18 protein-coding genes are annotated in these 17988 nt (G+C 45.1%); 4 read left to right on the forward strand and 14 right to left on the reverse strand.

The annotated features are described in order from the left end of the window. The first annotated feature begins 126 nt into the window (after nucleotides 1-126). Entirely contained in the window at nucleotides 127-2223 is a 2097-nt protein-coding gene (locus KNQ09_RS10590; RefSeq protein ID WP_214858342.1) for a 5'-nucleotidase C-terminal domain-containing protein, read from the forward strand. Nucleotides 2224-2284: 61 nt separating this feature from the next. Here the strand turns inward: KNQ09_RS10590 and KNQ09_RS10595 are convergent, their stop codons facing one another. Then, entirely contained in the window at nucleotides 2285-3724 is a 1440-nt protein-coding gene (locus KNQ09_RS10595) for an ankyrin repeat domain-containing protein (protein WP_214858343.1), read from the reverse strand. A 384-nt stretch (nucleotides 3725-4108) separates the two neighbouring features. On the opposite strand from KNQ09_RS10595, the gene KNQ09_RS10600 reads away from it, so the two are divergent. Then, the gene (locus KNQ09_RS10600) at nucleotides 4109-4303 is read left to right on the forward strand and encodes a hypothetical protein (RefSeq protein WP_214858344.1); all 195 of its coding nucleotides are present in this window, start codon (nucleotides 4109-4111) and stop codon (nucleotides 4301-4303) included. A gap of 53 nt (nucleotides 4304-4356) precedes the next feature. Here the strand turns inward: KNQ09_RS10600 and KNQ09_RS17460 are convergent, their stop codons facing one another. The 4 genes from KNQ09_RS17460 to KNQ09_RS10615 all read right to left on the reverse strand — a co-directional run bounded on the left by KNQ09_RS17460 (nucleotide 4357) and on the right by KNQ09_RS10615 (nucleotide 7810). Beyond that, entirely contained in the window at nucleotides 4357-4500 is a 144-nt protein-coding gene (locus KNQ09_RS17460; protein WP_251138126.1) for a VanZ family protein, read from the reverse strand. After that, nucleotides 4501-4869, reverse strand: a complete 369-nt coding sequence (locus KNQ09_RS10605) for a VanZ family protein (protein WP_251138127.1) — start codon at nucleotides 4867-4869, stop codon at nucleotides 4501-4503. A 157-nt stretch (nucleotides 4870-5026) separates the two neighbouring features. Beyond that, nucleotides 5027-6046: a Delta(5) desaturase DesA gene (gene desA / locus KNQ09_RS10610; RefSeq protein WP_149427860.1), complete on the reverse strand. Its 1020-nt coding sequence runs from the start codon at nucleotides 6044-6046 to the stop codon at nucleotides 5027-5029. Between the two features lie 237 nt (nucleotides 6047-6283). Further along, complete coding sequence (locus KNQ09_RS10615) at nucleotides 6284-7810, reverse strand: FAD-dependent oxidoreductase (protein ID WP_214858345.1); 1527 nt, start codon at nucleotides 7808-7810, stop codon at nucleotides 6284-6286. Between the two features lie 204 nt (nucleotides 7811-8014). On the opposite strand from KNQ09_RS10615, the gene KNQ09_RS10620 reads away from it, so the two are divergent. After that, entirely contained in the window at nucleotides 8015-8461 is a 447-nt protein-coding gene (locus tag KNQ09_RS10620) for a hypothetical protein (protein ID WP_214858346.1), read from the forward strand. Between the two features lie 42 nt (nucleotides 8462-8503). On the opposite strand, the gene uhpT is transcribed toward KNQ09_RS10620, so the two are convergent. From uhpT to KNQ09_RS10645, 5 genes are all read right to left on the reverse strand, one after another. Further along, nucleotides 8504-9913, reverse strand: coding sequence for a hexose-6-phosphate:phosphate antiporter (uhpT, locus tag KNQ09_RS10625; protein ID WP_214858347.1), 1410 nt, complete (start codon nucleotides 9911-9913; stop codon nucleotides 8504-8506). Between the two features lie 35 nt (nucleotides 9914-9948). Further along, on the reverse strand, nucleotides 9949-10938 hold the full coding sequence (locus KNQ09_RS10630) for an ABC transporter substrate-binding protein (RefSeq protein ID WP_214858348.1): 990 nt from the start codon (nucleotides 10936-10938) through the stop codon (nucleotides 9949-9951). Then, nucleotides 10935-11711 carry a DUF3919 family protein gene (locus tag KNQ09_RS10635; RefSeq protein WP_214858351.1) on the reverse strand — a complete coding sequence of 259 codons (777 nt, stop codon included), beginning with the start codon at nucleotides 11709-11711 and terminating at the stop codon, nucleotides 10935-10937. The genes KNQ09_RS10630 and KNQ09_RS10635 overlap by 4 nt, the downstream gene beginning before the upstream one ends. A gap of 95 nt (nucleotides 11712-11806) precedes the next feature. After that, complete coding sequence (locus KNQ09_RS10640; RefSeq protein ID WP_214858353.1) at nucleotides 11807-13192, reverse strand: sensor histidine kinase; 1386 nt, start codon at nucleotides 13190-13192, stop codon at nucleotides 11807-11809. After that, nucleotides 13189-13860, reverse strand: coding sequence for a response regulator transcription factor (locus KNQ09_RS10645; RefSeq protein WP_149427868.1), 672 nt, complete (start codon nucleotides 13858-13860; stop codon nucleotides 13189-13191). The genes KNQ09_RS10640 and KNQ09_RS10645 overlap by 4 nt, the downstream gene beginning before the upstream one ends. Nucleotides 13861-13906: 46 nt before the next feature. Here KNQ09_RS10645 and KNQ09_RS10650 point away from each other — a divergent pair, with 46 nt between their 5' ends. Beyond that, complete coding sequence (locus tag KNQ09_RS10650; protein ID WP_214858355.1) at nucleotides 13907-14071, forward strand: hypothetical protein; 165 nt, start codon at nucleotides 13907-13909, stop codon at nucleotides 14069-14071. A gap of 123 nt (nucleotides 14072-14194) precedes the next feature. On the opposite strand, the gene KNQ09_RS10655 is transcribed toward KNQ09_RS10650, so the two are convergent. The 4 genes from KNQ09_RS10655 to KNQ09_RS10670 all read right to left on the reverse strand — a co-directional run bounded on the left by KNQ09_RS10655 (nucleotide 14195) and on the right by KNQ09_RS10670 (nucleotide 17912). Next, nucleotides 14195-15271 (reverse strand): hypothetical protein, encoded by a 1077-nt coding sequence (locus tag KNQ09_RS10655; protein WP_251138128.1) that lies wholly within the window; start codon nucleotides 15269-15271, stop codon nucleotides 14195-14197. 35 nt (nucleotides 15272-15306) lie between these two features. Next, entirely contained in the window at nucleotides 15307-15957 is a 651-nt protein-coding gene (locus tag KNQ09_RS10660; protein ID WP_064299297.1) for an ATP-binding cassette domain-containing protein, read from the reverse strand. A gap of 4 nt (nucleotides 15958-15961) precedes the next feature. Next, the gene (locus tag KNQ09_RS10665) at nucleotides 15962-17416 is read right to left on the reverse strand and encodes a hypothetical protein (RefSeq protein ID WP_064299296.1); all 1455 of its coding nucleotides are present in this window, start codon (nucleotides 17414-17416) and stop codon (nucleotides 15962-15964) included. 70 nt (nucleotides 17417-17486) lie between these two features. Then, entirely contained in the window at nucleotides 17487-17912 is a 426-nt protein-coding gene (locus KNQ09_RS10670; RefSeq protein WP_064299295.1) for a hypothetical protein, read from the reverse strand. Nucleotides 17913-17988: the final 76 nt, after the last annotated feature.

Consider the following 17988-nt stretch of genomic DNA (forward strand, 5'->3'; position numbering starts at 1 on the left):
AATTTACGTTATTTACAAAAGGTTCATCCCACGAAGCTTTCCGAACCCTTTATAGTAGAAGAAGAGGTCAACGATCGCATCGCGACCTTGCATTCATACCCCACTCTTGAAGGAGGATTTTTACGTATGTACAAATCAAAACCGCTTTACGCGGCAGCTGTTGCTGTCGCCCTGACGACATCGGCAATCGTGCCAGTTGCTCAAACGACAGTTTCGGCTGCAACACATGTCAAAGTCAAAACGGTCAAACTCAAGTCACTCGTCTTCACGAAAGGTGCTCCGGTCAAACTCCCTGCTACATATAAAGGTGAGAAGATCACGTGGAAATCTTACGATCGCCATGCGTTCAACCGTTATCAAACGGTCAAAGGCACATACGGCAAGAAAAAGAATCCAATCGAAATCAAAATCTACATTCAGAACTACGCAGTGAAGTTCGTCGAGAAGGTCGCAGATCAGACAATCTATGTCGATCAAAAACCAGAATTGCCGAAAACACTAGCTGTTCTTTATGCAACAGGTCGCATCTATGATAAGCCAGTCCGCTGGTCGAAAGTTGATACGAGCGAAGCGGGTGTGAAATATGCGGTCGCAAGTTATACGCGTCTTGGTAAGACGATTACATTAAAAGCAAAAATCACGGTGCTCGACGTCAACACGGATGACTTCTCGATTGGTTTGATGCATACGAACGATACGCATGCAAACCTCGATAAAGCACCAAAACGGGCAACTGTCATTAAAGAACTACGCTCTGCTTACCGCTCAGAAGGTAAACCATCGCTTCTTTTAGACGCTGGTGACGTCTTCTCCGGATCACTCTACTTCAACAAGTTCCTTGGACAAGCTGATCTTGAACTGATGAACTACATGAAGTACGACATGATGACATTCGGTAACCACGAGTTCGATCTCGGTGATACAGACAACAACATCGCTTTGAAAAACTTCGTCACGAAAGCGAAATTCCCATTCATCACGGCGAACGTCGATTTCAGTAAAAACGAACTCTTCAACGGTCTACAAAAGAAAACGATCACAGCCGGACCAGAGCGTGGCAAAATCTATCAAGGGATCATCAAGGAATACAAAGGACAAAAAATCGGCTTCTTCGGTTTGACGACTGAAGAAACTGCTGATATCGCAAGCCCAGGTACGGTGGCGTTCGCGAACTACATCACGAGTGCGAAAGCGGCCGTGAAGAAACTCGAAGATCGTGGCGTCAATAAAATCGTCGCCTTGACACATATCGGATTCGATGACAACGAAGCAATCGATAACGATCAACTGCTCGCACGTAACGTCGACGGGATCGACGTCATCGTCGGTGGTCACTCGCATACGAAACTTGAAAAACCAGTCGTTGTCGACGAAACGGTCGTACCAGGCAAAACAGAACCAACGATCATCGCTCAAGCATACCAATACGGTGATTTCCTCGGAAATCTTGATTTGACGTTCGACTACAAAGGGAAGTTGACGGAGTACAACGGATCACTGATCGACGTTTCAAAAGCAGCTGAAGACGTTCGTGCAGCTGAAATCCTCAAACCATATGCCGATCAAATCGCTGAATTGAAAAACGAAGAAGTCGGTGCGAACATCGTTAATGCTCTTCCAAACCCACGTGGTGAAGTCAGTGTCCGTAACAGCGAAACAGCTCTCGGAAACTTGATCACGGACGGCATGCTCAAAAAAGCAAAAGAATACAATACAGATACAGTCATCGCGATGCAAAACGGTGGTGGTATCCGTGCTGCTATCGATGCCGGACCACTCACAGTCGGTGAAGTCTTAACGACACTTCCATTCGGTAACACGCTTGCGACAGCGAAAATGACAGGAGAAGAGATCAAAGCTCTCCTCGAAATCAGTGTTGGTGTGGCACCGATCGAAAATGGCGGTTTCCTCCACGTCTCTGGGATGCAGTTCGAATACGATAGCACAAAAGCTAAAGGCGAACGCGTCACGAAGATGGAAGTCAACAACAACGGCACATTCGAAGTCATCGATCCAGCTAAGACGTATGTCATCGCAACGAATGCCTTCACAGCTAAAGGTGGCGATGGTCTCACACCATTCGAGACAGCTTACAAAGCCGGTCGCGTTACGGACCTCGGTCTCTCGGATTGGGAAAACCTACGTGATTTCACGAAATCACTTGGTCAAGTCGACTACAAGATTGAAGGTCGCATCGTCGATACATCAAAACTTCCAAACTAATACGAACAAAAAACAACCGCAGGTCTTCTCGATTCCCTCGAGAACGCCTGCGGTTGTTGTGTTATAGTGTCTGCGCTGAGTTTTGCTTCAACAGCTCAATGATTTCATCGAGTTCATACTCTTGTGCCAACATAAGTGGCGTAAAGCCATCCGCGTTTTTAATCGTCGGATCAGCACCATGCTCAAGTAAGAGTTTGACTGTCTCTTTCCCTTCCCCTTCAACAGCATGATGAAGAGGCGTGAACTTGTCGGCATCTTGTTGATTGACCTTTTCGCCTCGCTTCAAGTACAGGTCGACGAGCTCATCGTTGTTACTGAAGACTGCCGTAATGAACGGTCGCTCGCCGAACTCATTGACAGCATCGATATCACTGCCCGCTGCAAGCAATTCCTTAAATACCGATTCGAGTCCTGTGCTCGATTTCCGGTACCCGAGATAATGCAACGCCGTATCGCCATCGGCATCGACTGCCTTCATATCACTTTCCGGAATCAGTCGATGTATGTCTTCGAGCTTCCCTTTTTGAATCGCTGCCATCAACTCTGTCTCGTTAAGATCCTGACCATTCGTCTTCGCCGTGACGTTCTCGTCACTCGTTTCTTTTTTTGCCTCAATCGCCCCTCCGTCTAACAGCATACCTGCAGTCGTGCTGACAAGGAATATTGCCATTAAAATGCTACCTGCGACGACGAAGCCTTGACCATACCGCAAGAGTGGGCGCGGACGTTCGATTGGCTCACCCGTTAAGTGCAACCGTTCGAGTAAAGAAAGTTCGGTTCGTAACGCTTCATACAATAAGATGGAAAACGTCCGTAGCTGCCGTTTCTCCTCGATATAGACCTCTGTATCTGTCGTTGCTAGGAGCGTTGGTCCGAGCACATCCTCGAACATGGCTTGTCGCGCGTACGCTGTTGAAATAAGTGGTAGGACCATCTGATGACGGGTCCGAGTACATGCCCGCATGTAAGCCGGACGTAAAAACGGAATCCAGCTGCCAATCCATAGTAAGATTTGCTTTTCCTGATGGTTCCGTTTGATCCGTGCCAGTTCAAGCAGTAACCGAAAACGACGTGTTTCTGTCAATTCCAGATATGACGTCGGTAGGACGATCAAATATTTTTGGAATAGACCAATGACGTGCGGTCGTTTCACGTCATCTTGGAAATAGATTTCTGGCATCCGCCATAGTTGCAACTGTTCCGTATGTATACGGACTTGCTCGAACAACTCTGGGAACTGCTCGGCACTCAAGCGAACCCCTTCACTTCGAATCCGTGACACCCGTTGCCACTGGCGTAACCAAAGTAGTAACAATAGGATCACTAGCGCAAACATGGCATAAATACCGCTCTCGCCGGTTTCAAACACTAACCCAATGATGCCACCCACTGTCAAAATGGCGATGACTAACAACAAACTAAAGTAGACGGTTTCTTTGCGGGTCACCGCTTGCCTGATCCGGTGCGCGGGATCGATTCGTTCATGCATCTCCTGCTCCATGTGTCATCTCCCTCATCTGTCACGTAATTCATCGTTTTCTCTTCCTTCTTATCTTAACGGTTATTCCATTGAAGTTCCAAGGGAATCCTTTCCTGACATACCAAAAGACTATTCAGATAACTTATATTTTCGTCAATCTGTTGATAACGCAATATTTTTTCCTGAATATTCATTATATATGTAATAAAATTTCATATATTCTATTTTAGTGCGGTTTTTGTTGGTTTTTCAGCATTTATACGCAATTCACACAATAAAACAATCTGCCATTAGGACCACTAACATTTTATTAACAGGTAGGACAAAAGTCGCTTTTTTAGATTGCAGAAAAATTTGTAATACCATATAATAACTAACAGGAAGAAGAATATGGGAGTGGTTTTCTTGGGTTTATTTAATTTAATGAAAAAGGACTATACCGTCCAGTATCAAGTATTACGCGGAGATGAGATCGTTGATACGGATCGACTCAACATCCGGGCAGGCGATCACACGGCAGCACGAAAGAAAGCAGACAACATGTTAAGAAAAGAATTCGGACGTACTCAGTATAAGATTGAATGGGTACAACGGTTCTAATCGCTAAAATAACCCATCGCCTCAGTCATGATGATTGAGACGATGGGTTATTTTCATGCATGCTTTTGTTCTTGCTCCCGTACGATTCGATCAGCTTTTAAGTAAAGACGAATAGCTGTGTACAATACGATGCCAATCAATGCACCACTTCCATCGATCAATACATCACCGACGAGTGGGGTTCGTCCACCCGTCAATTACTGATGGAACTCATCCATGACACCAATCGTCATCGCTGCCGTAAAGGCAAAGAAGGCAACTGGTAATGCTGTGTATCCTCGTCCACGTAAGAAATGCACGATGCTGATTCCAAGAATGAAGAACAATCCAGCGTGCATCCCCTTTCGAATGAAAAACTCAAGGAACGCTGCAGGTCCAAGCGACGTGACACTGATCGGAACTTCGTAATGGAACGACACGAAGGAAAATGCATACACCCAGTCGAGTGGAATATGCTGCGTCAAAAACGGAATCAAGGATTGTTGCTGGTACGTCATCGAACTGAAGACGAATAAGGAAAGTAAGATGGCTACTCCTATATAAACGGAAATGGGTATCCGGCGCATCCTGCACTCTCCTTTCTATTAGTACATCCTATCATGGATGCTCATCGTGAACATACGCCAAAAGGCGGACTTATCTTACTCTCGTTACCTGTTGATTCCCTCTTTTGCTTCCACCACAACAAAAAACACCCCATCCAAGTGGACGAGGTGCAGTTCCTTACAACGATGACGTCTTTGGTTCGCGTAAGAGGTGTTTGATGTCGTGGAACGTCACGAACGTTCTGTTCTTCGCATCGTATAGTTTATAGCGAAGCGACTTCAGGCTCGAGAATAAACCGATCTTCGTCGCCTTCTGAAGTGGTGGTGTCGAGACATGTGCTTTTTCGAGATGATAGTTCGGGACACGTGGGCTGAGATGGTGGACGTGGTGGAAGCCGATGTTTCCTGTCACCCATTGCAAGACCTTCGGCAACTCGTAATACGAACTACCTTCGATTGCCGCCTTGACGTAATCCCATTCACTCTCATCCTCGAAGTACGAGTCTTCGAACGTATGTTGAACGTAGAATAACCAGATTCCAAGGACGCCTGCTGTGAACATCGTCGTTCCTTGGATGATCAAGAAGGCTTGCCAGCCGATGAAGTAAATCAGGATACCGTACAGGACGATCAGCGACGCATTGATGACATGTGTGTTGATGCGTTCTTTTTTGCGAGCATCCTTCCGATTGAAGCGGCTCGAGACGAGAATCAACAAGAGCGGTCCAAGACCGAACATGACGAGTGGATTCCGGTACAGACGATACTTGAGGCGTGTGAAGCGTGACGCTTCGATGTATTCCTCAATCGTCATGACCCAGATGTCACCGACACCGCGCTTATCAAGATTTCCACTTGATGCATGGTGGATTGAATGCTCTCGCTTCCATTTCTCATACGGGAATAACGTCAAAATACCAGTGATCGTTCCGACGATCGCATTCGCTTTCTTATTCTTGAAGAATGAACCGTGCGTACAGTCATGGAAGATGATGAACATCCGGACGACGAATCCAGCGGCAAGGATCGCCAAAGGAATCGCGAGAAACACAGATAGCTTCAGGGCCTGATATGCCAGAAACCATAGGACGAGAAATGGCAGGATCGTGTTGATCATCTGCCGGACGCTGGCTTTGATGTCCGCCTTTTCAAACGGCGACACATGTTTGCGCAGCTGGGCAATCTTTTCTTTACTCATAGTGGTGCTTCCTCCTCGGGTTGTTTCAGCGTTCACGACGCTAAGTAAAATAGTGAAACTAAAATATGAAACCAGTGAGCGGTGGTCGTGACGGTGCCTCTACAACACGATTCAAAAGCGGCACTCTAATTGTTTAGCGCTAAAATATTTTTGTTACCAGGTAATTATAGCACATATTATAAATCGACTTCGGATTATTTTTAAAATAAAAAAAAGCAGAGACAAAAATGCCTCTGCTTACTCGATTGATTTAAGTGGATTGACAGCTGGTCCTTCTAGCACCTTTCCTGTCGGACCAAATCGTGAACCATGACACGGACAATCCCATGATCGTTCCGCCTCATTCCATTTCGTATCACATCCCATATGGGTACAGGTCGTCGAGACGAGATGAAGGTTCCCTTCCAAATCGCGATATCCACCGACCGTCTTCCCGTGATGGGTAACGAGTCCTCCCTCGTCTGGCTGTAACTCGTCAGCACGACGACGTGCTTTCGTCAGCTTCCCTTTGACGAGCTCGATGGCGACGTCCGCGTTGTTCTTGACGAACTGCGTTGCGTCCTTCGTCTTTAGCTTCGAACGGTTTGGGTCAAACAAATGACGATAACGGTTAGCTGTTCCCGTCAATAAATCGCTCAGCAACAATCCGGCTGCGATACCGTTCGTCATCCCCCACTTCGCAAAGCCGGTCGCAACAAATACGTTCGGATCATCCGCCGTCATCTGTCCGATATAGGGAATCTTATCGAGTGTGATCAAGTCTTGCGCTGACCAAAACTGCTCGAACGCCTCGACATGAAACTCACTTCTCGCAAAGTCAGCAAGGTGCTCATAGCGTTGCATCGTCTCCGTCTCGTGACCGGACAAATGATTCTCACCACCGAACAGACCAAGCAGACGACCATCTTCTGTTCGCGTGTGACGCAGAGAACGACTCGGTTGATCGGCACTCATGAACATACCGTCCGGAAACGTCTCATCGACCTGACCCGACACGATATACGAGCGATGGACTTCGAGTTTTGAGAAGTATAAGCCCTTGAAGTCATGAAACGGAAAATGGGTCGCGATGACGACCTTCTTCGCCTCGATCCGGTGACCGTTCTCAAGGATGACAGTTGGCGTTCGATTTGATTCGAGCGATACGGCACGTGTCTGTTCATACACTTTCCCACCTTGGTGGACGATTTGTTGCGCAAGTCCTTGAAGATATTTCACAGGATGGAACTGCGCTTGATTGCGCAGGACGACAGCTCGTTTGACATCGTACGGCAACTTACTTCGGACTTCTTCCGTCGCCTCGCCACCGTTTAATCTCAACCGTTCATAGGCACGAACTTCCCGTTCCATCGCTTGCTCTTTTGATGTTGCAGCGTAGAGATAAGCGTCTTGTGTTTCGAGTTCGCAGGCAATGTCGAGTCGTTCCACCTGATGACGTAAAAAAGTGATCGCTTCCTCGTTCGCTTCATAATACAGTCGCGCTGACTCCTCACCGACGGTTCGAATCAGCGTGTCGTAGATCAAACCGTGTTGTGAGGAAACTTTAGCTGTCGTATAACCCGTCGTACCGGCAGCAACGTCACCTGCTTCGATCACGGCGACATCATATCCCCGTTCCGTCAATTGCATTGCCGTAACAAGTCCAGCAATACCAGCCCCAATGACGACAACATCATGCTTAGCATCTTGATTCAAAGCGGGATAGGTAGTAGCAGGTGCGCTTTGTTTCCAATAAGATGATGGAAATCCAGATAAGTAAGGCATCAAAAAACTCCTTTCGAAAAAATACGACAGATTGACATGGTTAATCGTTCCCTGAACGACGCAAAAACATGCATAAATCATATTTTTTTAAAAAGAAGCTCTAATTCAAAGGAATTAATTTACTTTAATAAAAAATAATATGGAATAATTAGGTTCATCATTGTTTATACTACAGTTAACAAGCATAAGAGAGGAGTTTACTTCATGAAACTGGGGCGCCATATAATTGAGACCTTCCGTCGTTTTACGCTTGCAGCAAGTATTGATGAATACGATCTTGTAAGTGTGCTGACAAAGGAAATTCCAGAACTGACAGATATCTGCGTCACGATTCGACCGACTCACCTTCACCTTCAAGCCGCTGTACCGTTGACACGTTATGGTCTAGAGCGTGACTTACCGGTCGAATTGACGCTCCAATTGCGGGTAGTCGATAAACGCACCATCACGTTCGAAGTCTTTGATGTCTGTCCTCATGATACCGAATCCTTTAATGAAACCTACCTCATTCGTCCACCTTATCTGCGTTATGCAAATCGACTTCTGACTGTCGATTTTTCCTTCTATTTTCCTTTCCGTCATGCCCGTTACCGTTCGATTCGTCACGTTAAACTGGAAGAAGGTTTTCTACTTGCTTATTTGTCTCATTAATAGAGCACCCTCTCCTACATTAGGCGAGGGTACTCATGTTTGTTACGAACTCAACTTATCCGCTTGACGCTCTAGCAATCCGAGGCGACGAATCTTTTTCTCTTCGACGACGGCGACGATCGCGAGGGCGATCAAACCGAACAGTAACGCCGCATTGAAGATGACAAATGTGTCGCTCCAGCCGTGTAACGTAACCGAACCAATCGTTAGACCGTTCGTCTCCGGGTCAGCGATTTTCGCTAGACCGACTTTTGCGATTGAATCACCGAACAAGTAACCGAACGTACCGACCATCCCGTTCGTGACCGTCGTCGCTTGTTTTGGTGCGAAGCTGATGACGGAGACACCGATCAAGAGCTGTGGTCCGTAGATGAGCGCACCAAGTGCGAACAGTGACGCATAAATCATAAGTTCACTCGTACCGTAACGATAACCGAGAACCGCGATAGCCGTCAGTAAGAGACAAATCGCTGCGACGAACGCCCGGCGTCCCTTGAGTAAATCGGACACGTAACCCCAAATCATACTGCCGCATAATGCGCCGATCTCAAAGAAGAAGATCGTATTGACGGCACTCTCTGTGCTGAAGTGCAAGTGTTCCGTGACGTAGAGTGGTGCCCAGTTATCAATCCCAATTCGGACGATGTAAACGAAGACGTTCGCGATACAGAGCGTCCAGATCCAGGGGTTCGAGATGACGTACGTTTTGAAGATTTGCCATTTCGTCATACTTTCAGCAGCGATGTTTTCCGGTTCAATCGGTTCCTCGAAGATTTCTTCACTTCGATTCCACCCGAGTTCCTCCGGATCATCCTTCCCGATGAACAGACCGACAATCCCAATGACGAGTGCGATCGCAGCTGGGAAGATGAACATTCCGACGACACTTCCGTTGAAGAAGACGTTCGCTCCCCATAGTGCGAGACCACCGGCAATTGCTCCACCGATGTTGTGCGAAACGTTCCAGAAGCCGAGGTAGCGTCCACGTTTTTCAAACGGTGTCCAGCGAGCGATTGTCGAATACGACGATGGTCCCCCGACCGATTGGAAGAACCCACTGAGTCCCCATAAAACCATCAATAAACCGACTGGACTTCCGCCGGCACTCATCAAGAGTCCCATCGCGGTGACGATTAAGGACGAGAGAATCAATAAGAATGAGATGACACGTTTCGTATTTTTTCCGTCGACGAAATAACCGAGCAATGTTTTCCCGATTCCGTATGTAATCGAGAAGGCGAAGCCGATATAACCGAGTTCCGTCGTCGTAAAACCTAGTTCTTCCTTCAAGAGCGGTTGCGCTGCCTTGAAGTTGTTCCGGATGAGATACATCGCCATATATGAGAAGAAGACGACTAAGAATGCCTTTAAGAATTGTTGTAACCATTGTTTCCGTTGTACTTCGATTGGTATGCCGGCATTCGGCAATTTTTTGATGCTGAAGAAGCCCATCTTCCATTTCCCCTATCTGAATCAGAGTCTTCGCATCATTTGTCCTGGAGCTGATTGAATCGACGAAGATAGTCGCGGTAATCGGCGACAATGTCCTGCCCGACGTTCTGCTGGATCGGTTGTGTCTTCGCGATCGCATAGGTCGGCGTACCGAATGAGACCTTCCGCAAAATCGCCTGACCGTCAGCTGAGAGCACGAAACGCATGAAGGCATTCGCCTGCTTTTGTTGCGTCCGTCCTTTCAGCTTTGAGATCGCGTTGATCGAGTACGTATCGAGTGGAATGCTTTTGACCGGATAATACTTTTCGCGTAGCGATTGTTGATCCCCGATGAAATTAACCCCAAGCATCGCTTCCCCACTGGCGACATACGACGTCGGTGCAAAGCCGTTCGCCGTGAATAGTCGTGTTCGCTCGATGAGCTCGCGTAAGACATCTTCCGCCTTCGTTCCGTATCCGTCAAAGACCGCTTGCAGGATCGTCGCACCGGTACCGGAATGGTTCGGATCCGGCAAAATCAACGCGTCCTGATACTGCTTCGCCGTCAAGTCAGCGAGCGTCTTCGGATATGGTGCCGCCCCGAATCGGTTGTTCCAGACGTCCGTATTGATGACGATCGCGAGGCGTTCGACTTCGTAGCCGATCCAGTAGCGATCCGGATCCTGTAGTTCCGCTTGATCCATGTCGCTCGGGAACGGTGTCGACAACCCGCGTTGCTTGAGCGTCTGGTGAGCATCCCACGTTCCGCCGATGATGACGTCGGCGCGCGGATGATCCGCTTCCTTCGTCACACGCCGGACGAGTTCTTCTGTCGAGAGACGCACGAACTCATACGTACACCCCGCCTGCTCACAATACGATGATAGCAAGGCGCGACCGATATCCTCTTTCGCGGAGACATACGCCGTCAAATGCGGAACGGTTTCCCGTGCAGCTGTTCCCTGCTTCGTCTGTTCATTGTTGCGGACGACCCAAATGCTCATGAGACAAATGATACTCAGCAAGAAGAGCATTCCTTTTCTCATCGATCTGCCTCCTTCCCGGTCGGCAGGAGTTGTCCTTTTAAATAGAAGGTGTTTCCATTGTCATCATCCATGTACTGGACGCTGAACAATGTCTCATACACAGTAATATTCATTAAGTTGGCACGCGTATTCTGCTCATTCTTGAACCGCTGGAGCTTGAGAATGCGCGGCTGCCGCTGACTCGCATCGAGTGCTTGACCGACTTCTTCATAGTCCGTCATCGGCTCCGCTTGCGTCAGGCGACGCTTGACGTCTTCTCGCTCATGTGCAGTCAAAGAACGAGACCGTCCTGCTGCATAAACGGTTACGACTTCCCCCTCAGCGAACTGACGCGCGAGCTGTTCTGGTTCGTGATAGGCGTTCAAGAAGCGTGCTTTTAATGTCGTCGTCTGAGTGCTAGGACGTTGTGCGACACATTTTCCATTCAGCGTCATACTTTCTCCGAGCGAGAACGTCCATGTCGTTCCGTTCAAGAAACGGAGCGTTCCGGTAAACGTCGCCGTACCCGCCGGACAAGTCCCGTTTGTCACCGTCTTCATTTGCTTCAATAGCGTCGTGATGCGCTGGACTTCCGTTCCGTCTTCTACCGTCTGCTCCCCCCATGCCCGGTGACGTAACGTCAACTCGGTCGGGAGCGAGTCATCGGAAGCATTCAGTCGTTTCGGTCCATCAAGGACGTGTAAGCGTCCGAAGACCGTCTGCTGAAGCAAAAGAAGACCGAGGGCAAACAAGATGCCCATCAGGAAGAGATAAGCGATAGTCGATGCTTTCATGATTCCTCTCCTTGCTTGATTCTTAGATTACGGGGCAATTGTTTCGTAAATCCGGTCGAATTGTTTCGTAAATGCATCATTTGTAAGCGATTACATTAAGTCTGATTCGCTAATCGGAAAGTTAATGTGATACGTGTGCCGCTTACATCACTTTCAAGTGCAAAATCGCCACCTTGTTCCTGCATCAGACGTCGGCAGAGCGGTAGACCGAGTCCATTCCCACTCGCCGTCGTCAGACTATGCTGCTCCTTCTCCCATTCGGCAAGCACTGCTGGATCAACACCAATTCCGTCATCTGTCATGAGGAGTCGTAGGGTCGTAGCTGTACTGACGGTCGAAAACGTCACCGTCATCGCGTCACTGTATTTGACGGCATTCTCGAGAAGATTCAACAAGACTTGTTTCGTCTGATCGGGTTGCCCAAGCACGTAGATCGGTGGAACATCTTGTTCAACTTGAATCCCTTGTCCTTCAAGACGCAATTGCATGATGAATAAGGCGTCGGCAAGCAAGGCGTCGAGCGCGAACATCGTCGACGTCACGTGACGTTCGTTGCGCTGTTGTTTCGCCTGTTCGAGATTATGCGAGACGAGTCGTAACAAGCGCTGGCTCTCGACTTCGATGTAGTGATAACAATGCGCCGCTTCATCTGGGGGTAGCTTGGGGATCAACTCGACATAGCCCATGATCGCCGTCATCGGTGTCCGAAGTTCATGAGTGATGTGATCGATGAACGTCTGTTGGTCGCTTCGTTGTTGTTCGAGCTGTCCGATGTTGTGCTGAATTGCGTCAGCAAGCGTCGAGAAGTCTGCCGCTAGTCGATTCAGTTCCTCATATGGATAGGCCGGTAGCGCGTTTGCATAGTGCCCTTTCGTCAAGGCGTGCGAGACACTCCGTAAATCATCGATCGGTCCGATTAACGTCTTTGCCATCCGACGCGCTGTCCAAACGGCAATTACGATCAAGATCAGAAACACGCCCGTGAAGACATAAGTGAATTGCCGCAGCAGTTCGGCTTCCGTCCGCAGATCAACAAGAAAACGGACCGAGCCGATGACGTCCGTTTTGCCATACAGCGGACTCGAGAAAAACAGCACCGGAACATCGGTTTCTTTCAGAAAGAGATAACTCGACTTCCCTTTTAACGCTTGATCGATGTCTCCCGCGAGGAGCGGCAATTGATCGCGTTCCGAATCAGCGAGTAGTTCTGCGTTTGGTCCAAACAGCTGGACACGCGCGTCGAATCGGTCTGCGAGATAGGAAGCGATCGGGACTGCCGTATCGGCAAGTGAATCCGTCTCTTCACTTGCGAGGTAGTTCATCGTGTAGAGCTCCGCTTCCCGACTCAGTTTTTGGACGGACTCGACGGCGTTCTCGTATAGGTTCGATTGGATGAAGGCATAGAGAATCAAGAAGAGGACGAGCAATGCCGGAACGAGGAGCAAGACGAAGTTTTCCGTGATGACCTGGCGTAGTTTCATGCGTCGACCCACTTGTAGCCGACACCGTAAATCGTCTTGATCCGTTCGCCTTGTGCTCCGAGTTTCTTCCGTAAGCGCTGGACCATGATATCGACAGCGCGGGTCTGACCGGAGAAGTCAAAGCCCCAGACTTGTTCGAGCAGTTCATCTCGCTCGAAGACCCGTTTCGGATGCGTCAGGAAGAGTGCGAGCAATGCATACTCCCGGTACGTCAGTGGCAATGGCTGACCGTCGAGTCGAATGACCCGTTCTTCGGGATCAACAGATAAGAATGGATCACTTGCGACAGGTACCGGTGGCGCGACCGTCTTCGTGCGTTTCAATAGATTTTTGACACGCAAGACGAGTTCCGTTCCGTTAAACGGCTTCGTCATATAGTCATCTGCTCCGAGCTGCAGCCCGATAATTTTATCGTTCATCTGATCACGCGCTGTCAGCATCAAGATCGGTAAGTCAGGCGTCGTCTGTCGAAGTTTTGGAATCAAATCGAAACCGGTCGTATCCGGTAGCATCAAATCGAGGACGATCAAATCAAATGTCTGCGTCGCCTGCAAGGCGAGTGCTGCTGCTCCATCGGCTGCCGTCTCGACCGTCTGACCATCAAGTTCGAGTTGCAATTTGACGAGATGCCGGATGCTCGCCTCATCATCGATGACAAGAATATGCATGGGAATTCCTTCTTTCTGAACAAGTTTTTCTGTTCCCTAGCGTATCATGAAATCGTTTGCAATCACACCGAGAGAACAAATGCAAAAACAACAAACAGTATTACAGACGATGAATCTGTCATTTGAAGCGATTCGAGATTTATTCTTATCAGATTATGACAAAAGAACTTTAGCTACAGAATCGAATTTTGATGACATCCATCCTCAATGATCGTATCAGCATAAAAAAATACCCCTTGATCATTAAATGACCAAAGGGTATCAAAAAACCTTCTTATTCCATTACAAAATAAAATATTAAACTACTCTATCTCTTACGGTATGTGGAACAACTTCAGTTTCTCAACTGGGAGACGATGTTGTCGTTAGATAACTCTTTCTTCATTTTCCGAGTAATCAATAGCTTCACGAATCGTTTGTTCAACATGATCAAGAGTGACAATAGAACGACTAATCCGGCGACCATTATCAGCAGTGGCTGCATCCCCGTGTATTTCCACATCCCTACTGCAAATAATGCAATCAGAGCATAGGAGTACATATATATTTTTTTATTCATGGATTCGATGGTGGAGTAAAATTGTCGAGTAATTTCTTTACTTGATAATCCGTTGATATACAACGATAACAAGTCTCTGTTTAACGTCTTGATCAGTGCATTCAAGCTATTTCTATAGAATACAAAGACGATAGCAAGCAACACTACTTGGAAGAGGATCAACAGATACATCGACATTTTTGAACCCGTTACCAGCTCTTCTAATCCTTCCGCCTGATAATATACATATGCTTTTTCTTCATCAAACATGCTATTAAAATCTTGTACGAAATCATAGATATACTCTGTTTTCGTGATGTTGACTAATAGCGACTTCGTACTTGAGTAGTTATCTGATTTACTTATTTCCTCTGCCAATTTTGCGCTAGTTTGAGGCGCTAAATAGCATTTATCCTTTAAAAAGAAAATACCTGACCCTTTATAGTAGGATTGTTTTAAGGACAACGGCTTGTTCTTCATATCAGTGAACTTCAACTTACTTCCTTTAAAAGAGTCAGGTAGTATGATTTCGTTCCCTTTAACCGATTTATGATAATTGATGGCATCTCGCGTCGTAGGACTCAGCGTCAGACAGTTCATGAAATCCTGATCCCCATTACCATCTGAATACGATAATGGGATCTCATATTCGTACGATAAATCTTTAACATGATCCATCTTCTTTATCTTTTCTGTATCATATGTAAATTCACCGGTTTTAGTGTAACCGTTGATGAGTACCATTGAAAGTCGCTCATTATTTAAAATGTTATTTCGAATATTTTCTGTTGAGATAAAGATTGTAAAGACAGAAAACAACAGTAAAATGATGAGCAGAAAATTTAAAGTAGTTAATTTTTTCAACTGTTTCATATACTTCTTCTTCATATAATGAAAAACGGTCATTTTCATACTGCAATTCCTCTATTCAATTCAGTGAAATTAAATGTTTGATCTGATTGACTAACCACATAATTAGAATGCGTAACGATTAAGATGATTTTATCGGATTTAATTTCTTTTAGTAAATTCATGATCATTTCAATGTTTTCCTTGTCTAGATTATTTGTTGGTTCATCTAACAAAATCAATTTGTATTCAAAAATCATGACTTTTAAGAAAGCAGCCCGTTGCCGTTCTCCTCCTGAAAGATGATTGACAGGGACATCCAGCTTCTTCGACATCCCGATTTTTTCACTGTATCGCTTTAATCTTTCTTCATCGATGTTTTGATGATTAATTAACGATATGATTTCAAGGTTTTCACGTACGGTTAATGCTTCAATGAGATTTAAATCTTGAAAGAAATAAGCGATTTGTTTACGTGCCTCATCAATCTTTCCTTTATTTGAAAAATCTAGCGTTTGGTCGAACAATACTACTTCTCCATGCGTAGGAGCCTGTATCAACGACAAGATATTAATTAAAGTCGTCTTACCACAACCACTTTTACCAAAGAGTGAATAAATGCCTGGCTTTTGTATTTCTAAAGAGAAGTCATCTAGAATCTTTTGACTTCCATAGCTGAAACTTATGTCATTTACGTTTATTGATATCATCGATTTATCGAAACCTCCTAGCAATTTTGTCACCCTCTAAAATATTTAAAACATTATTTAAATAGACACTCGTTTCGAATGAATAGTTTCCCGCTTTCTCACAGTAACCAAGACCGCATTCCTTCTTCTTTAGATGGTTTTTGATTTCCTCTACATCCACCTTGAGTTCATACTCCATGGCCAAACTGCTATACAAATTCAAAACGACATAATCATCTTTACCGTCATATTTCAAAACATTTGGTAATAATGACGTCACTTCCTTTTTTTGCGAAGAGGTCAATGTTAAGCTATCATAAATCAACAACTTTGTTAATAATTCATTTTCTTGCAAAAGTGTTTCCTTCTTAAAAAGTGCTTTATCATCTTGGTTTTTTCCACAATAGTATCGTTCCGATAGATTATGTAATGTTTCACAATTAATATCTGGAAACGCACTTAAATCTCGGTTCTCATTTTTAAAGATTCGATCTATAAAGGATATGTAATAAAGATTTTGCTGTGTCTTTTTTTCACTTTCTAAGAGACTATCTAGACGCGAATTAATCACTTCGATATATTGTTCCGGATGCTTCAATTGGTTACTAGCGAATAAGTTAGACATCAGATATAGATTTCGAATACTGTCTAAGGAATGATAAAAGCTAGTATATGGCTTATTTTGATTTAATAAGTTTACGAATGCCTCTTTTTCTTCCCTTTTCATAACCATCTCAGCAATATTTAATTGAGTCCAGTATGTGATTTCATCACAAAAAAGTAGTGTAATCTGATTTTGCTCATTTTGATAGAGCGATTGAAGATCATCTACCTTTATTCCCCATTTATGAATATCGTTTAATTTTAATGCTGCATACAATAAGATTGGCTGATTCGGATCCATCAAGTCTTGATTAGAGTATTCGTCAATGATTGTTTTTATCGATTCTTTTGTCGGAGAAGTGCTTTTATTAGAATCAAGTTCAAGCGAAAGAAGTGAAAAATATAAATATTCGATTTGATCGCTTTGAACGGGTTTTCTCATTTGATGTAGATGCTCTTTTATATCTTGATTCATCCCTGCTTCTTTGATTGAATCAATAGTTTCATACAAAAAATAGAGATCAAAAAATGAATCGATTTTTGATATTTGTTTCCGATTCAATGTAGCTTCACCTTTAAGTTGCATAACGATCAAGTCACAATAAAATTTATTAATTTTTTTATTACATTTTTGAATCGAATAGTTCTGTGATTTCTTATCAACAAAACGATAGGTGCTGTTATTTTTTATGGCTGATGATTCACTGAACTGACTATCGACTTCAAAGACAGATCCTCCATCTGATGACTTTAGATAAGACGAGGCTGTTTTTATTAAGTTTGAATTATGTATATCTCGATTGAGGAACGCTTCACCTTGACTACAACCAGCTAATATGAATAAAAAACTGATACAAAGAAAGGTTAATTTTTTCATATGATATCGATCTCCTGTTCATAATGCGGAAGGTTGGTGTAAAAGGAATGATTAGATTATGTGTGAATGATTAAATTTTTGCAGTAGCTGTATACGTTCGGTTGCTATGCTCCACATGTGTAGTTGTTGACATTCCTAAATACATGATAAATCCACTACCGCATACATTTCCCGAACTATAATATGTTTTACTTTTTGTTGACTTTGAATATCCTGGACTTGTTCCACTACCGCTAACACCGACACCACCGAAAGAAACACTACCTCCCGTTGCATTAAACGTGACGTGATGTTGTAATTTTTTAAAGTCCTTCCGTGTCGTAGAGCTGTACGCTTTATAATTTCCGCAATTATTAAAATCAGAGAAATAAGGTAAGTCTGCTTTTGCCGTGACACTATTTAAAGTTTTGGTAGCTCTATACGCATCTGCTTGTGGTGCAAAAGCAAGCGTACAAGAGAGTGTTGATATTGCTGTTAACGTAAGTACTTTTTTCATTTACATTTCCTCCTAATTTTTCATTCTCTTTTACACTTAATCTTCCATAAAAAAAATCCTATCATAACTTTTCAAA

Origin of the sequence: Exiguobacterium sp. s191 (assembly GCF_018618955.1) — a bacterium.
Taxonomy (GTDB): domain Bacteria; phylum Bacillota; class Bacilli; order Exiguobacteriales; family Exiguobacteriaceae; genus Exiguobacterium_A; species Exiguobacterium_A abrahamii.